General features: G+C 71.2%; 12 protein-coding genes and 2 pseudogenes. 8 read left to right on the top strand and 6 right to left on the bottom strand.

All coding sequences use genetic code 11. The features are described 5' to 3' along the window. Positions 1–70: 70 nt before the first annotated feature. Positions 71–2,593 (bottom strand): EAL domain-containing protein, encoded by a 2,523-nt coding sequence (locus tag AB0I89_RS25130; RefSeq protein ID WP_357131393.1) that lies wholly within the window; start codon positions 2,591–2,593, stop codon positions 71–73. A 619-nt stretch (positions 2,594–3,212) separates the two neighbouring features. Here AB0I89_RS25130 and AB0I89_RS25135 point away from each other — a divergent pair. The 6 genes and pseudogenes from AB0I89_RS25135 to AB0I89_RS25160 form a co-directional block, all read left to right on the top strand. Beyond that, a pseudogene (locus tag AB0I89_RS25135) lies at positions 3,213–3,782 on the top strand (AfsR/SARP family transcriptional regulator); the annotation flags it as partial. Between the two features lie 198 nt (positions 3,783–3,980). After that, on the top strand, positions 3,981–6,212 hold the full coding sequence (locus AB0I89_RS25140; protein WP_357131800.1) for a tetratricopeptide repeat protein: 2,232 nt from the start codon (positions 3,981–3,983) through the stop codon (positions 6,210–6,212). Between the two features lie 265 nt (positions 6,213–6,477). Beyond that, positions 6,478–6,969 (top strand): cyclic pyranopterin monophosphate synthase MoaC, encoded by a 492-nt coding sequence (gene moaC / locus AB0I89_RS25145; protein WP_357131396.1) that lies wholly within the window; start codon positions 6,478–6,480, stop codon positions 6,967–6,969. Next, positions 6,966–7,436, top strand: a complete 471-nt coding sequence (locus AB0I89_RS25150; RefSeq protein ID WP_357131399.1) for a MogA/MoaB family molybdenum cofactor biosynthesis protein — start codon at positions 6,966–6,968, stop codon at positions 7,434–7,436. Before moaC ends, AB0I89_RS25150 begins: the two co-directional genes overlap by 4 nt. Before the next feature lie 140 nt (positions 7,437–7,576). Then, entirely contained in the window at positions 7,577–8,809 is a 1,233-nt protein-coding gene (locus AB0I89_RS25155; RefSeq protein WP_357131803.1) for a molybdopterin molybdotransferase MoeA, read from the top strand. Continuing rightward, positions 8,806–9,234 carry a molybdenum cofactor biosynthesis protein MoaE gene (locus AB0I89_RS25160; RefSeq protein WP_355048616.1) on the top strand — a complete coding sequence of 143 codons (429 nt, stop codon included), beginning with the start codon at positions 8,806–8,808 and terminating at the stop codon, positions 9,232–9,234. Before AB0I89_RS25155 ends, AB0I89_RS25160 begins: the two co-directional genes overlap by 4 nt. 43 nt (positions 9,235–9,277) lie before the next feature. Here the strand turns inward: AB0I89_RS25160 and AB0I89_RS25165 are convergent, their stop codons facing one another. Continuing rightward, positions 9,278–10,723 (bottom strand): glycosyltransferase 87 family protein, encoded by a 1,446-nt coding sequence (locus tag AB0I89_RS25165; protein WP_357131404.1) that lies wholly within the window; start codon positions 10,721–10,723, stop codon positions 9,278–9,280. 215 nt (positions 10,724–10,938) lie between these two features. Beyond that, positions 10,939–11,484, bottom strand: coding sequence for a DoxX family protein (locus AB0I89_RS25170; protein WP_357131407.1), 546 nt, complete (start codon positions 11,482–11,484; stop codon positions 10,939–10,941). A 134-nt stretch (positions 11,485–11,618) separates the two neighbouring features. On the opposite strand from AB0I89_RS25170, the gene AB0I89_RS25175 reads away from it, so the two are divergent. Next, a complete protein-coding gene (locus AB0I89_RS25175) occupies positions 11,619–12,167 on the top strand; it encodes an N-acetyltransferase (protein ID WP_357131806.1) in 549 nt (182 codons plus the stop codon). Between the two features lie 45 nt (positions 12,168–12,212). On the opposite strand, the gene AB0I89_RS25180 is transcribed toward AB0I89_RS25175, so the two are convergent. The 3 genes and pseudogenes from AB0I89_RS25180 to AB0I89_RS25190 all read right to left on the bottom strand — a co-directional run. Further along, the gene (locus AB0I89_RS25180) at positions 12,213–13,451 is read right to left on the bottom strand and encodes an ATP-binding protein (protein ID WP_357131410.1); all 1,239 of its coding nucleotides are present in this window, start codon (positions 13,449–13,451) and stop codon (positions 12,213–12,215) included. Between the two features lie 133 nt (positions 13,452–13,584). Then, positions 13,585–13,995, bottom strand: a complete 411-nt coding sequence (locus AB0I89_RS25185; protein ID WP_357131809.1) for a hypothetical protein — start codon at positions 13,993–13,995, stop codon at positions 13,585–13,587. A 398-nt stretch (positions 13,996–14,393) separates the two neighbouring features. Continuing rightward, positions 14,394–14,855 (bottom strand): annotated as a pseudogene (locus AB0I89_RS25190) (flagellar basal body protein FliL); the annotation flags it as partial. A 525-nt stretch (positions 14,856–15,380) separates the two neighbouring features. Between AB0I89_RS25190 and AB0I89_RS25195 the strand changes: the two are divergent. Continuing rightward, entirely contained in the window at positions 15,381–16,385 is a 1,005-nt protein-coding gene (locus AB0I89_RS25195; protein ID WP_357131413.1) for an EamA family transporter, read from the top strand. The last annotated feature ends 7 nt before the right edge of the window (positions 16,386–16,392 follow it).

A 16,392-nucleotide genomic window follows, 5' to 3' on the forward strand; every position in this document is an offset into this window, starting at 1 on the left:
AGTCTGGCAGATCTCGCTGCTCACCCAGCTGGCCGTCCGGCCGCAGCCTGGTCGGTGCGCAGGTGCCCGGTCAGGCCGGGAGGTGGCGGTCCGGGCGGGAGCGACCGGCCTGGCGGCGGGTCTGGTTGAGGCGGATCACCGCGCCGGTGTCGTGCAGCGGCGGCGCCAGCGTCCCGGGTTGGCCCCCCGAGCCTCGCTGCATCGTGGCGAGCAGGGTCCCGGCGGGCATCGGTCGGGCGAACAGGTGGCCCTGACCGGCCGAGCAGCCCAGCTCCCAGAGGGCCCGCCGCTGCGGTTCGCTCTCCACGCCTTCGGCGACCACCGCAAGGTTGAGGCTGCGGCCCAGGTCGAGGGTGGAGCGGATGACGGCCGCGGCCTCGGCCGAACTCTCCATGGTCGTGACGAAGCTGCGGTCGATCTTCAACTCGTGCACGGGTATCCGGGAGAGCAGCGAGAGGGAGGAGTAGCCGGTGCCGAAGTCGTCCAGCGCCAACCGGACGCCCTCGTCGCGCAGCCGGCTGAGGACCCGGTCGACCACGTCGAGTTGGCTGAGCGTCAACGTCTCGGTCAGCTCCAGCACCAGCCGCTCAGGCGGCAGGTCGTGGGCGCGCAGCCGGGCCAGTACCGAGCCGGGGAAGCGCGCGTCGAGCAGGCTGCGCGGCGAGACGTTGACCGCCACCGGCACGTCGAAGCCGGCGTCACGCCAGTCGGCGGCGGCCATCAGTGCCTGGTCGAGGATGGCCTCGGCGAAGGCTGGCAGCATTCCCGAGCGTTCCACCGCCTCCAGGAAGCGCAGCGGGTCGATCAGCCCGTGGGTGGGGTGGTGCCAGCGGGCCAGCGCCTCGGCGCTGGTCACCTCGCCGGTGCCCAGGTCGACGATGGGTTGGAAGTTGACGATGAACTCGTGGTCAGCGACCGCGCGGGGCAGGTCACCGCCGAGGGTGAGGCGGTTCAGGTCGGCGGTGTCCCGGGTCGGCGCGTACGTGGAGATCCGCTGCCCGGCCCGCTTCGCCTGGTACATCGCCACGTCCGCGCGGCGCAGCAGCTCGGCCATGCCACCGCTGGCCGGGGCCACGGAGATCCCGCCGCTGGCCTCGACGCTGATCCGCATCCCGTCCAGCTCGAACGGCTCGTGCAGGGCAGCCAGCAGCGTGTCGGCCCGGTGCGCGGCCACCGCCGGCGCCGGCAGCCCGCGCAGGAGTACGGCGAACTCGTCGCCGCCGAGGCGGGCCACCAGGTCGCTCGCCTGGGCGGCCCCGCGCAGCCGGTCGGCGACCTGGACCAGCACCTGGTCGCCGGCAGCGTGGCCGAGGGTGTCGTTGACCTCCTTGAAGTGGTTGAGGTCGATCAGCACGAGAGCGGTCACCCCGTCGGCGTGCCGGGCACTGAGCTGCTCGGTGCCCTGATCGAGCAACTGCCGCCGGTTCGCGAGGCCGGTGAGGGCGTCGTGCGCGGCGGCGTACGCGTGCTCGTCGGCCACCCGGGCCAGCTCGGCGTACGCCTGTGCGTTACGGACCGCCGTGCAGAGCGCCGAGGCGAAGGTCCGCAGCGTGTACTGCTCCCGCTCGGACAGCCGCACCGGCCCACGGAAGCGTAGGCGCAGGACGCCGATGTCGACGGAGCGGTCGTGGCCCTCCAGCGGAGTGGGCACGACGGTGCCGTCCACCTCGGTGGCTGTGTCGGTCGGCCCGTCGAAGGTGATGCCACCGGTGGCGCCCCGGACGGTGCGACCACCGTCGCGGAGCTCGATCTCGACCTCGTCGGCGGAGAACAGTTCGGCGGCCTGGGTGACGGCCGTGGTGAGGACGTTGTCCAGGTCGACCACGTTGAGCGCGTCGGTGGTGCGGGCGAGTCGCTGCCACGCCTGCTGTTCGGTGCGACCCCGGATACGTGCGGAGTAGGCGAGGTGCAGGCTCAACATCAGTGGCGGGACAGCGAGCAGCAGTCGGGGATCTTCCCGGAGGATGAGGAGCGTGCAGAAGGCGACGATGAAGCGCACGCCGAAGCCGGCGATGCGGAGGTCAAGGTTGTTCAGGAACTGCCGCGAAATGGGCGTGCTGGTAGCCAGCGCGATCACCGGGATCGCCAGCAGATCGTCGAGCAGCGCCGCTACCAGGTAGATCACACCGAGCAGGGAGGCCAGTTCGACCACGCCGGCGGACGGCCACTGCCAGTGGACGGCCACGGTGGCGACGCCCGCCCCACCGGCCACCAGGATGTTCTTGCTGACTGCGAAAGCTGCCTTGATCGTTGGCAGCTTCATGATTACCGACCCCACACCGACGCCGGCGCCCGTTGCCAGGACCACCCAGGAGGGTGGTGCGACGGCGAGCCCTATCACGATCGCCGTCTCGACCCAGGTGATGGCGTGGGTGGTGGAGCGGATACGGATAGGCGCCATGACGATTGTGCCGAGCGCAGTCATGAAGGTCAGCGCCACGAACGTCGCGCCGTCGCCCACGGAGTCGGGCGGACGGGTCGACACGTCGGCCCCGGCGACGACTGTGGGGACGATTGCCATGACGACGATGAGACCGACGAGCAGCAGAAGCTGCCGATCTGTCCTGGGACTCTGCGGTGACCCCTGGCCCATGAAGCTCCCGTCGTCGCCGACAGTTACCTGTTGACGACGGGAGCTTACCGCTCAGTGTCACCCGGATGTCAGTACCAGTCGCTGCCGCGCATTGCATGCCCCCTCCACTCGTCCGGCCGTTTCCGTATTCCGGAACCGTTCTCGTGACGGGGAGCCTAAGAGGAGCTACGCGGTTTTAGTAGCAATAAATGTCGGTATACGCAACATTAGCCAAGCTGGCGAGCTTTGTGACGGTCTGTCCATGCCGCCTGAGCGGAGCGCGGTCGTACTGCACTGGCGGTTCGCAGCTTGCGCCCTGCTGAGAGGCTATCGGCGTTGCCACCTCCTCCCTAGTCTGGCGACGGTGTGCGGACGGCCTATCCGTCAGTTCGGGTTCAGGCTCAATCCGGTCGGGCAGAATCTGGTCTTTCTTGCCTGTTCGGTGTGGGTTTGGGGGGTCTGGTCGAGGGGCTGTTCCGAATTGTGGACGCCGATAGCCTTTCCCAGTGTGATCAGCTAAACACCGATGGATGTGAATTCGGGGGAACGGTTGAAGATCAACCTGCTCGGTGACGTGGAGGTGCTGCTTGCTGACCACAAGTTGCACCTGGGCACACCGAAACAACGGGTAGTCTTCGCGATGCTCGCTGTTCAACCGGGCCAGTTGGTGACGCTGACCGATCTCATAGACGAGCTGTGGGTGGAGCGCCCTCCGCGATCCGCCGTAGCGAATGTGCGGACCTACGCGGCAAATCTTCGCCGGGAGTTCGAGACGTTGGCGCTCGCGGACGCGACTCTCGTACGGCAGGGGAACGGCTATCGACTCACCGTGCGACCGGATGTGATCGATGTCTTCCGCTTCCAGAAGGAGCTCTACGCGGGCCGGAACGCTCTGGGCGCCGGCGACCTGGCGCGGGCGTCAGAACTACTGGGCCGTGCGTTGGCCCGGTGGCAGGGCTCCATGCTCGCCGGCCTACCGCTCGGCCCCGTCCTGACGGCTCGAACCGTAGCGGTCGAGGAGGAGCGGCTACTGGCGGTGGAACTCCTCGCCGAGGTGCACCTGCGGTCCGGGCGGGACGATCTCGCGATTCCGTCGTTGCGGGAGGTGGCTGCTCGCCATCCGCTCCGGGAACCGACGTACCTCCTGCTCATGCGGGCCCTGCACGAACGCGGTGACAGCGCCGAGGCGCTTGTCGTGTACGACGAGATTCGTCGGCAACTGGTCACGGAGTTGGGCGTGAGCCCGGGAAACAACCTCGAAGAACTCCGCGGCCTGATCGTCGCCGAGACGCCGAAGTTGGCATCCGTCGTCGTCGCCGACCGCGAAGCCCGGTTGGGACGGCTGGTGACGTCCGCCCCGGGGACGGCGGGACACCCGACGGCCCCGCCAAGACCCGTGGTCGCCACGGTGGATCATCTGCCCCGTTCGGTCACCGACTTCGTCGGTCGCGAGGCCGCGGTGGCACGATTACTGGCGGAGACGCGGCGTGTCGAGGACCGCGTCCCGGCCGTGCACCTCATCGACGGGATGGCCGGCAGCGGCAAGACGACCCTCGCCGTGCACCTGGCCCGTCGACTGAGCGACCGGTACCCGAACGCCCGCTTGTACGTCGACCTGCGCGGGCATGGCGAGAAGGAACTGGTGGGACCGGCGTCGGCCCTGGTCGTCCTGCTTCGCCAGCTCGGAGTGCCGTCCGAGCGGATACCGGTTGACCTGGACGACAGGACGGAACTCTGGCGACGCGAGCTGGCCCTCCGCAGGTCGGTGATCATTTTGGACAATGCCGCCAGCAGCGACCAGATCCTTCCCCTCCTGCCGATCGAGCCGACCGCCGTCGTCCTGGTCACGTCACGACGACGTCTCACCCATCCTGATCTCGGAACGTCTCAGTCCCTGCCGGTCATGTCGCCCGAAGAGGGCGTCGACCTGTTGGCGCTGAGCGTGGGGCGGGAACGGATCGACGCCGAGCCGGCAGCGGCCGTCGAGGTGGTCCGGCGGTGCGGCCACCTTCCGCTGGCGATTCGCCTGGCGGGAGCCCGACTGGCTCACCGGCCCGGTTGGCGGTTGGCGGATCTCGCGGCACAGATGGCCACCGCCACGTCGGTTCTTCCTCATCTGGGCGGAGAGAACACCACCGTCACCGGTGCGTTCGCCACCTCGTACGAACCTCTTCCCGAGTCGACGAAGCGGGTCTTTCGATTTCTGGGCCTGTATCCCGGTAATCGCTTCAGCTCAACGACGGTCGCGGCGCTTACCGGACTGACGGTGGCACAAGCTCATGCCGCTCTCGACGACCTCACGGACCGACACCTCGCCCAGGACCTGAAGTCGGGGCAGTACGGCTTACACGACCTGATGCGTCAGTACTCGGTCGAGCTGTGCATTCGCCTCGATTCCCCGCAGGACCGCAGGTCGGCCATGGCCCAACTGTTCGGCTTCGCCCTGGAGGCGGCACTGCGGATCGCCGAGACCATCGAGCCGGTCGTCATCAAAAGCCAGGTAGAACATCTTGCCTTCGACCGACCCGAACTGCTCGAGACCCTCGGCGAGCCGAGTGCCGAGTGGTTGGAGGCGGAACGGGCGGAGTTGGTGACGATGGTGGTGTCAGCCCATGAGTCGGGCTTTCATCAACACGCTTGGCGACTGGCCCGCGCCCTGTGGCGATTCTGCTACATCCGCGGGTACTTCGAGGACATCGTCACGACGCACCAGCATGGGCTGGCTGCGGCCGAGGCGACGGGCGACACCGAGCCGACGGCGCTGATGCACAATTACCTTGCATCCGCTTACGTCAAGACCGGCGACAATCGGAGGGCGCTCGAACATCTGACCCGCGCGGTCGAGCTTTCCAAGGAATCGCGGGACAGGCTGGGTACGGCTCGCTACCAGGCCAATCTTGCCCCCGTCTATTACTGGAGCGGTCATCTCAGCGAAGCTGTGGCGCTCGGTAAGGAACGTCTGCGTGACTACCGGGGCTACGGCAATGTCGGGGCACCGATGGCGTTAGCGAATGTCGGTCTCGCCCTGATGTCACTGGGTCGTTACGAAGAGGCGCTGTGGATGCATCGCCGTCATCTGGCCTGGGCCCGGACGACTTCGAGCGAGTTCCACGTGCTCAACGCCCTCAGCCATATCGGGGCGGTACGCGCGCGTAAGGGGGACCTCCCCCAGGCGATCAGGATCCTCAGGGCTTCGCTGGCGCTTCGCGACCGTACCGGCCACCGCTACGGAGAAGCGGAGGTACGCCTGGACCTCGGTGTCGCCTATCGCGGTCTGGGTCGTTTGGCGGAGGCGCAACACGAGCACGAGTTGGCCCGCAGCCTGGCGGTCGGTTCGAGCGAACGGCACGTCGAGGCGGCGGCGTTGAACGAGCTGGGCAGCACGTTGCGGGCACGTGGGCGGGACCGCGAGGCAGCCGAGACGCACCGTGAGGCGCTGCGGTTGGCGACCCGGATCGCCCACCCGCACGAGCAGGGACGGGCGCTGGCTGGGCTGGGCGAACACTTCGCCAGCATCGATCCGGCCGAGGCTCGGCGGCACTGGGAACGGGCGCTCGCCATCTTCCGCCGGATGGGTGTGCCGGAACGCCTCGACGTGGAGCGTCGCCTCGCCGGGCTGGACGACGAGACAGGTCGCTGACCTGCCCACACGTCGCTTATCGATTTCTTATCGCCGGGCTCGGTAGCTTCTCCCACGTATCGACGAACGGGGGAGGTTCTGCCCCTGGGCAGAACCAGGTCGTCGAGACACGCCCGTCACCGGGTCACCCCCCAGCGACTCCGGTGACGGGTCGGGCCAGGAAGGGGTGACGATCCAGTGGAGGCGCCGTCGCACCCGGCGAGCCGCTGTGCCGTCACCCCTTCCGAGCGTCCGAGCGTCGTACCGCCCCGATAGGCTCAGCGCCGTGACCGAACCCGCGCAGCTCAGCCACGTCGACCGTGCCGGCGCGGCCCGCATGGTCGATGTCTCCGGCAAGGCGGTGACCGGGCGGCTGGCCGTCGCGGCGGGCCGTCTGCGCACCACCGAAGAGGTCGTCGACCTGCTACACCGGGACGGGTTGCCCAAGGGCGACGCGCTGGCGGTGGGCCGGCTCGCCGGAATCATGGGGGCCAAACGCACCCCGGAGCTGATCCCGCTCTGCCACCCGATCGCCCTGCACGGCGTCACCGTCGACCTGCGGCTGACGACCGACACCGTGGAGATCACCGCCACCGCCCGCACGGCGGACCGGACGGGAGTCGAGATGGAGGCGCTCACCGCCGTCGCGGTCGCCGGCCTCGCGCTTGTCGACATGGTCAAGGCGGTCGACCCGGCGGCCTCGGTCGAGGCGGTCCGGGTGCTGCGCAAGGAGGGCGGCAAGACCGGCGAGTGGGTGCGGCCGGAGGACCGGCCGTGATCCGGGCCCGGGTGATCGTGGCGTCCAACCGGGCGGCGGCCGGCGTCTACGCCGACACCAGCGGTCCGCTGCTCGTCGCGGGCCTGCGTGAGTTGGGCTGTCAGGTGGACGATCCGGTGGTGGTGCCCGACGGTGAGCCCGTCGGCGACGCCCTGCGGGAGGCCGTCAGCGACGGTGTCGACGTGGTATTGACCAGCGGTGGCACCGGCGTCACGCCGTCCGACCGGACGCCGGACGTGACCCGGGCCCTGCTGGACTACGAGATCCCCGGCATCGCCGAGGCGATCCGGTCGCACAGTCGGGAGCGAGTGCCCACCTCGGTGCTGTCCCGAGGGCTGGCCGGGGTGGCCGGCCGGATGCTGGTGGTCAACCTGCCCGGTTCGACGGGCGGCGCCCGCGACGGCCTCGCCGTGCTGGGGCCGATCCTCAGCCACACCGTCGACCAACTGCGCGGCGGCGACCACTGACCGCACGCGCGGAACCTGCCCAGCCAGCCGCGCCGCAGCGATCACCGAACGGCCCGCAACCCGTCTCGCGTCGTCAGAGCGCGCCGGCTGTCCGTCCGTGCCGATAGGCTCGGTCGGTGCGAACGGAAACCACACCAACGGTGGCCCAGGTCGCCGCGCCCCCGCCGGCCGGGTGGGAGGAGGCGCGGTCCCGGGTGTACGCGGTAGGCCTGGCCGCCGCGCTGCCCGCCGTCGCCCGGCCGCTGGTCGACACCGACGGACTGACCCTGGCCGAGCCCCTGACCACCCGCACCGACCTACCCGCGTTTCCGACCTCCAGCGTGGACGGCTGGGCCGTCCGGGGCGACGGGCCGTGGCGGATCGTCGGCCGGGTACTGGCCGGCAACACTCCCGGGCCGCTCACCGACGACGGCACCACCGTCGAGATCGCGACCGGAGCGATGGTCCCGGAGGGCGCCAGCGCCGTGCTGCGCGTCGAGGAGTCAACCGTCGCCGACGGTCTGGTCAGCGGAACGCCCCGGCGCACGCCGGAGTGGCGGCAGCCGGGCGAGGAGGCGTACGCCGATGAGGAGCTCCTGCCCGTCGGCACGCCGGTCGACCCGGCGGTGATCGGCCTGGCCGCCTCCTGCGGCCACGACACGCTGCGGGTCCGGCGCGCGCCGCGCGCCGCGCTGCTGGTCTTCGGCGACGAGTTGCTGACGGCGGGTCCGCCCGCGGCGGGTCGGGTGCGGGACGCGCTGGGCCCAGCGGTGCCGGCGTGGCTGCGGCGGTACGGGTGCCACGTCCGCCCCTCGGACGTGGTGGGGCCGGTGGCGGACACGCTGCCCGCGCACGTGGCGGCGCTGCGTACGGCGCTGACCACCGCCGACCTGGTCTGCACCACCGGCGGCACGATGCACGGTCCGGTGGACCATCTGCACCCCACCCTGGAGGCGCTGGGCGCCGACTACGTGGTCAACACGGTGGCGGTCCGGCCGGGCTTCCCGATGTTGTTGGCCCGGCTGGCCGATCCGGACGGGCGGGTCCGGTTCGTCGCCGGCCTGCCGGGCAATCCGCAGTCCGCCATCGTCGCGCTGGTGTCACTGGTCGCGCCGCTGCTCGCCGGCCTCGCGGGTCGCTCGATGCCGGTGTTGCCGCACGCCACGTTGGCCGAGGCGGTGCCCGGGCGCGGTGACCACACCCACCTGGCGCTGGTTCGGCTGGACCGGACCGCCGGCACGGCGTACCCGGTGCGGCACGTCGGTTCGGCGATGCTGCGCGGCCTCGCGGGCGCCGACGGGTTCGCTGTCATCCGACCGGGCACCAGCGGTGCGCAGGGTGACCGGGTGCCGATCGTGCCGCTGCCGTTGCTGCCCGGGGAGCGGGCGTCGTGACCGCGCCGGCGATCACCGTCGTCGAGGTCACCGACCGGCCCCTGGACCTCGCCGCCCACGAGGCGGCGGTCGCCGACCGTCGGGCCGGCGCGGTCGTCTCCTTCCAGGGCGTCGTCCGCGACCACGACCACGGGCGTGCGGTGGTGAGCCTGGACTACGAGGGACACCCGAGCGCCGCGCAGGTGCTGCGCGAGGTCGCCGCCGAGATCGCGGCCGACCCCGACGTCTACGCGGTGGCGGTCTCGCACCGGGTCGGCCCGTTGGCCATCGGTGACGTGGCGCTGGTCGCCGCGGTGAGCACGGCGCACCGCGCCGCCGCCTTCACCGCGTGTGCCCGACTGGTCGACGAGGCCAAGGCCCGCTTGCCCATCTGGAAGCGGCAGGTCTTCGCCGACGGCACCGAGGAGTGGGTCAACTGCCCCTGACCGGGCCAGAGCCCTAGGCCGGCCAGTTCTTCTGAAACAGACCCTAGCGGCGGCCGTTCACCACCACTGCTCGGGCGAGTCGTTCCCCGTAGAAGGCCGGCTCAGCGCCGGGCCGCCAGGGCAGGGCCGCGACCAGCACGATCAGGGCGAGAGCCAGCGAGTTCTCCATCAGCGCCCCGAACAGGCCGTCCTGGTAGTGCGACACCTCCGGCAACTGGTGCTCGTACGGCCAGATGGGGGAGATGAGGAACAGCAGGTAGAGCCCGACAGCGGCGACGCCGTGCCGGAGCCCGGTCAGCGTGGGATACCAGATCGGCGGGCGAAGGGCGTTCAGGCCGCTCAGGCCACCGAACGCCGGCCCCTGGCCGGTGCGCTGCGGGAGACCCCGGCTGGCCTCGCGGCGGCGTACGGCGGCGTCGGCCAGCACGATGATCGCCGGGATCACCCAGACGAGGTGGTGCGTCCAGGAGATCGGGCTGATCACGTTGGCGGTCAGTCCGACAAGCGTGAACGCGGTCAGCTCGTCGCCCTCGGCGCGTGAACTGGCCGCCCGGGACAGGCCCAGCGCCAGGATCAGCACCGAGAAGGCGAGCCAGAGCAGGCCGGGTGTCTCGATCGAGTCGTACAGGCGGGCCAGCAGGCCGGCGAGCGACTGGTTCGGCGTCATGTCGGCCGCGCCGACGCGCTCGGTCTGCCAGAGCACGCTGCCGAAGTAGGTACGTGATTCGTCGCCGACGATCGCGAAGGTACCGATGGTCACGCCGATCGCCGTGCCGATCGCGGTGGCCGCCACCCGCCACTGCCGAGTGATCAGCAGATAGGCGATGAACAGCGCCGGGGTGAGCTTGACGGCGGTGGCCAGGCCGATGCCGGCGCCCGCCCAGGCGCCACCGTAGACGAAGCGCAGCAGCGGACCGTCGGTCGCGGCGTAGTGGGTGCCCCGGCGGGAGCGCCACCGCAGCCCGATGAGGTCCGCCATGATCAGGGCGAAGAGCAGGAGGTTGACCTGGCCGTAGCCCAGGGTCTCGCGGCTGGGCTCGATGGCGACGGCCAGCGGGACGGCCAGGGCCACGGTGAACCACAGTGGCCACGCCAACCGGTCCACGATGGGGCGCAGCAGCCCGGCCAGCACCAGGGCCAGCGCGGCGATGCTGGCGAGCGCGTTGACCATCCCGGCCGCGCCGATCGGCAACTGTGCCATCGGCAACATGACGAGTCCGGCGAACGGCGGGTAGGTGAAACCGAGCGTGGTGCCGGGCGCGATGAACTCGTAGAGCTCGTGACCGCTCGCCCACCACACCACCGCGCCATGGTAGATCTTCATATCGAAGAAGTTGTACGGCCGCCCGAACTCGCCGATGGCGAGCCACGCGGCGTAGGCGACGGCGACCACGACGGCGCCCCGCACGACATTCCTGCGATCGATCCCCCGGGTCATGCGCTGAACTGGGGCGAGGCGGTCCGCCCGTCTACCGACAGTCGTCGGCATGGCGTGGCCACCCCCGTACCAAGGTCGTCCTACCCGTCCAGGTCCTGCACGGAGCCTAGAACGGCGCCTCACGTCAATGCCTCCCGCGTTATGCGACCGTGTCCGATCCCACACATGTTTTTGACATTTCCACCGCGTTAACGCCTACCGGGTGGTTCAGGTAATTCGCGGCCTTAGCGGGGGGTGGGGGTGACAACGAGAGGCATCGAGGCAGGTCAGCCTGGGAGTCGACGCGCGGTGGCCGCCGACCGGACGGCGATCCGCGCCTCGCGACGGGCGGTGCGCACCGCCCGCTGCATGGAACGTCGAGAGTGGCCGATGCGGTGACCCGTACGCCAGCGCACGCCGGGCTTGCCCTCGGTGTCGACGGCCGCGAGGAGGAGACCGCCGAGGAGCCCGAGGTTCTTGAGGGTGTGGATCTGGTTGTTGTTCTTGGCGATCGGGTCGTCGTTCTTCCAGAACGGATGCCCGGCGATGGTCACGGGCACCAGGGTGCCGGCGAGGACCAGCGCGGCGGGCCGGCTGAACCGCCCGGTGGCCAACATCAGCCCCGCCCCGACCTGCGTCGCCGCGTTGAGCCGGATCAACGACTCGGTGTCGGTGGGGAACTTCGGGTGCGCCTTCTGCAGCAACGGCGCGACCTTGTCGGTCACCGGCTTGGCGGTCTCCGCCAGGCGGTGCGGGTTGCGGAGGTTGCGGTATCCCTGGATCACGAAGATGCCGCTCAGCATGGCGCGGGCGAGGGAGCGTACGGGCGTCATGGATCAGTCATACCCCCTCGCGGCGTTTACTACCCGGTCAACCGGCGGATCCGGATCGATCCGCGGCCGCGCGCGCCACGCCGAATCGAGCGACCATCGCTGATGGACGGGGCGTGACGGGTAAGGTCGCGCGGGTGACGACGCTGCGGCTCCGCCCCGAGAACCCGGCCGACGCCGGCCCGGTGCGACGGGTGCTGGCCTCGGCGTTCGCCCGCCCGGACGTGCAGACGCCGCCGGAGGTGGGACTGGTCGACGACCTGCGCGGCACCGACGCCTGGCTGCCCGAACTGGCCATGGTCGCCGAGTACGGCGGGGAAATCGTCGGATACGCGCTGCTCACCCGGGTCCGGGTACGGCCCGAACGCGGTGCCGTGGTGCCGGCCCTGGCACTCGGACCGGTGGCCGTGGCGCCGCACCGACAGCGGGTCGGACACGGCAGCGCGGTGGTGCAGGCCGCCCTGGACGCCGCCACCGAACTGGGTGAGCGGGTGGTCGTGGTGCTCGGTGACCCGGCCTTCTACCGGCGCTTCGGCTTCGGGCCGGCCACCGAGCTGGGTCTCAGCAGCCCGTGGGCCGGTCTGGGTGAACCCTGGCAGGCGCTGGTGCTGCCGCCGTCCACCAGCGAGGAGGGCCCGCCGCCGCGCGGCGAGGTCGTCTTCCCCGCGCCCTGGTCCCAGGTCTGACTCGCCGGCCCGCCACCGCGCCCGTCGGGCCGACCGGTCGCGGGGTCAGGCCGGCTGGGTGCGCAGGTAGCGGCCGAAGTGTGGAACGGTGAAGGCCACCGTGCCCCGCTCGCCGGAGTAGATGAGCCCCTTCTTGATCAGCGCGTCCCGGGCCGGGGAGAGGCTGGCCGGCTTGCGGCCGAGGGCGCGGGCGATCTCGGCGGTGGGCACGGCGGCGTCCATGTCGTCGCGTACCGTCCCGCTGGCTTCGCCCTCCACCAGGGACAGCGTGGCCATCGCCCGCATGTACTCACGCTCGGCCGGGGTGGCCCGCTCGAACCGGGAGCCGAAGAACCCGACCGCCAGTTCGGCCTCGGCTTCGGGCGCGGCGACCCGGACGTCCGCCGCGGTGATCGGCGACCGCGGCGCGTGGTCCCAGGTCGCCTTTCCGTACGCCTGGACGAAGTACGGGTAGCCGCCGGACTTCTCGTAGAGCAGGTCGAGCGCCTTCTGCTCGTACTCCACCTCCTCGCGCTCGGCCGGCGCGCAGAGCGCCTGGTCGGCGGCGATCCGGTCGAGCCGGTCGATGCGCTGGTAGCGGAAGAGCCGCTCGGAGTACGACTTGGCGGCGCTGAGCACGGCCGGTAGGTGGGGCAGCCCGGCGCCGACGACGATCAGTGGGGCGCCGATCTGGGACAGCTCGTGGCAGGCGGCGCAGAGCGCCGAGACGTCCTCCGGCCCGACGTCCTGCATCTCGTCGATGAAGAGCGCGATGCCGGTGCCGACGTCGCTGGCCACGTCGGCGGCGTCGCTGAACAGCTCGACCAGGTCGATCTCGATGTCGCCGGAGTCGGCCCGGCCACTGGCGGCGGGTACGTCGATGCCGGGTTGCCACCGGTCGCGCAGCTTGGGCGTGGCCCCGCGGCCTGTCGGCGTGGACCGCTGGGCGAACGCCTTGAGCACCCCGAGGAAGGCGTCGATCCGGTCTGGGGCGCGGTGGCGTGGGGCGAGTTCGCGGACCGCCATGTGCAGCGCGGCGGCGACCGGGCGGCGCAGTGACTGGTCCGGACGAGCCTCGATCTTGCCGGTGCCCCACAGCCGGTTGATCGCCTGTGACCGCAGGGTGTTGAGCAGGACGGTCTTGCCGACGCCGCGCAGCCCGGTGAGCATGAGGCTGCGCTCGGGCCGGCCGCGGGCGATGCGTTCCAGCACGATGTCGAACACGTCCAGCTCGCGCCCCCGTCCGGCGAGTTCGGGTGGGCGCTGACCGGCGCCGGGGGCGTACGGGTTGCGGACCGGATCCACGCATCGCAGAATATCGGGCCCTCTAGCTGGGAAGCTAGATATGGATAGATGAGGCTACGGCGTGTCGGGGTCGTCGAGACAAAACTAGGGCTGTCTAGCGTCCACGCTAGACAGCCCTAGTTTCGGGAATCGTCTACTGCTTCTTCAGGCAGAGCACGTAGTCGAACAGGTCGATCGAGTTGTCGTGTACGTAGTTCGCGGTCGCCTGCGGGGCGAGCGTCTCGCACCGGTCCCCGTCGGTGGTCGCCGGGATCCGCAGCAGCACCTGGTAGGTGTTCGGGCCGCACGGCACCTTGCGCAGCTCCGCGTCGTCCTCGCTGCCGTCGTTGACCACGCAGTCGCCCTTGGCGAACTCCTCCTCCTCGTCCTGCGACGGCGCGACCTGGCTCGGCGCATCGCTGGGTAGGCCGGGAGGAACGACCGGCGCGCTCGCCGACGGCACGGGCGTGACGTCGCTGTCGGAGTCGGCGATCCGCCAGGCCGCCCAGCCGACGAGACCGAGGCAGGGGCAGAGCAGAAGCAACACGACCAACCCCACGATCAGGGCGACCTTGCGGCCGTTGCGACCGGCGGGGGCGGCGGGCGGCATCGGGTACGCGCCGGGCGGCGGCGGGCCCAACGGTGCTCCCGGCTGACCGGGGGCGGGCGGGAACGGCCCCGGCGGAGCGTTCCACTGCGTCGGCTGCTGCGGCGGAGCGTTCCACTGCGCCGGCTGGCCCGGTGGAGCGTTCCACTCCGTCGGCTGCTGCGGCGGAGCGTTCCACTGCGCCGGCTGCTGCGGCGGAGCCCACTGCGAGGGCTCAGGTGGTGGCCCCCACTGCGGGAGCGTCGGATCGACCGGTGGCGGGCCGCCGGGGCCGGTCGGCGGACGCTGGTACGGGTCGTCCGGCTGCCCGGAACCCGGTGGTCCGTAGGTCGTCATGTCATCCCCAGGGTGGGTGGTCAGCGCTGCTTGAGGCAGAGCACGAAGTCGAGAGTGTCCAGCTCGCTATCGAAGAAGTACCAGTTCGTGTAGCCCTCGACCTTGGCGCACTTGGCCTCGGCGTCGCGTTCACCGCTGGTCGCGCCGTCGACGCGGCGTAGCACCTCGTACGACTTCGGCGCGCAGCCGCTGATCAGCAGCTTGGGCTTGCCGCCCGACACGCCGTCGTTGCGTACACACTGCCCGACCTTGACGAACCGCGGATCGGCCGACGACTCCGGCGCCGCGGCGCTCGGCGCCGGCTCGTCCGGTTCGGTCACACCGGCGGTGGGCTCCGCCGCGGCGGCCGAGCCGCTTGGCGCGGCCGTGGTCGGCGCCGGATCGTCCGATCCCCGCAGGAACCAGTACGCGCCGCCGGCCACCACCAGCAGCAGAACGACCGCCAGCACCGCGATCAGCGGTCCCCGTCCGCGCCTCGGCGGCCCGGATTCGGGGCCGTCACCGTCGGGCTGGTAGGGCCCGGGGCCGTAAGCCGGGTTCCCGTCGACGGTCGGGTACGCGCCGCCGTAGGGCTCCGAGGCCCCGCCGCCGTACGGCGTCCCCGTCCCGCCCCCGTACTGGCCGCCTCCGTGCTGGCCGCCCCCGTGCTGGCCGCCCCCGTGCTGGCCGCCTCCGTGCTGGCCGCCTCCGTACTGGCCGCCTCCGTACTGGCCGCCCTCATAGGGCGCCGCCGGTGCGCCGCCGTACGGGCCGTCGCCGTAGGGTCCGGGCCGCTGCGACGCCACCGGGTAGGGCTGGACCGCCGGCGGATAGGGCTCCGCGGCCGGCGGATAGGGCTGCTGCGGCGGCCGGTTGGGCGTCTCGTCGGGGCGTTGCCCACGCCACGGGCGTCCGTAGCCCTCACCCGGTGGTCCGTAGTTCGTCATGCCGCCCTCCTGCACAAGTGGTGAGAGGCCGGCCACCAAAGCGCGACGCCGACTCCGAGGTCACCGTAGCGTGGTCCACCGATGAGCTCACCTCCACCGAGCGCCGCCGCCGCATCCGGCCGCCGCGCCGACGCCGCGCCAAGCCTGGTCTGGACCGCGTTGATCGTGGTCTACCTGCTGTGGGGCTCCACCTATCTGGCCATCCGGATCACGGTGGAGACGCTGCCGCCGCTGCTGTCCGCCACGATGCGGTTCGCGGTGGCCGGTCTGGTGCTGGCGGTGGTGCTGCGGTTGCGCCGAGGGCCGGGCGCGCTCCGCGTGCGGCCTCGACAGCTCGGCTCGGCCGCGCTCGTCGGTGTGCTCCTGCTCGCCGGCGGCAACGGGCTGGTGGTGCTCGCCGAGTCCGGGCCGCCCGGGGTGGCGCTGCCCTCCGGCGTCGCCGCCCTGCTGGTGGCGACCGTGCCCCTGCTCGTGGTGCTGCTGCGGTCGGTCACCGGCGACCGACCGCCGCTCTGGACCTTCGCCGGGGTCACCGTGGGCTTCGTCGGTCTGGTGCTGCTGGTGCTGCCGGCCGGTACCTCGGATGCGGTGCCACTGGTCGGTGCGCTGACGGTGGTGGCGGGAGCCGCCGCCTGGTCCTTCGGGTCGTTCCTGTCGGGACGGATCGGAATGCCCGCCGACCCGTTCGTGGCGACCGTGTACGAGATGGCGGCCGGAGCGCTGGCCCTGGCCGTGGTCGCCGCCGGCCGGGGTGAACTGAGCGACTTCCACCCGTCGGCCGTCAGCGCCCGCTCCTGGTTGGCGCTGGGCTACCTCATGGTGGCCGGATCGCTGGTGGCCTTCACGGCGTACGTCTGGCTGCTGCAGAGCGCGCCCATCTCGTTGGTGTCGACGTACGCGTACGTGAACCCGGCGGTCGCGGTGGCGCTCGGCGCGTTGTTCGTGGCCGAGCCGATCACGCCGCAGGTGCTGCTCGGCGGGGCGGTCATCGTCGCCGGGGTGGCCCTGGTAGTGAGCACCGAACGTCCACGCGGCAAGGCAGCGGAACCACGATCGGGGGCGGCGCGGACGGGAGCCCGCCGGTAACGTCCGG

This window comes from Micromonospora sp. NPDC049801 (genome assembly GCF_040656575.1).
GTDB lineage: Bacteria > Actinomycetota > Actinomycetes > Mycobacteriales > Micromonosporaceae > Micromonospora.

Excerpts from the sequence above, each read along its gene's own strand:
- AB0I89_RS25130 (WP_357131393.1), bottom strand. The coding sequence starts at position 2,593 with ATGGGCCAGGGGTCACCGCAGAGTCCCAGGACAGATCGGCAGCTTCTG.
- AB0I89_RS25165 (WP_357131404.1), bottom strand. The coding sequence starts at position 10,723 with ATGCCGACGACTGTCGGTAGACGGGCGGACCGCCTCGCCCCAGTTCAG.
- AB0I89_RS25170 (WP_357131407.1), bottom strand. The coding sequence starts at position 11,484 with ATGACGCCCGTACGCTCCCTCGCCCGCGCCATGCTGAGCGGCATCTTC.
- AB0I89_RS25195 (WP_357131413.1), top strand. The coding sequence starts at position 15,381 with ATGAGCTCACCTCCACCGAGCGCCGCCGCCGCATCCGGCCGCCGCGCC.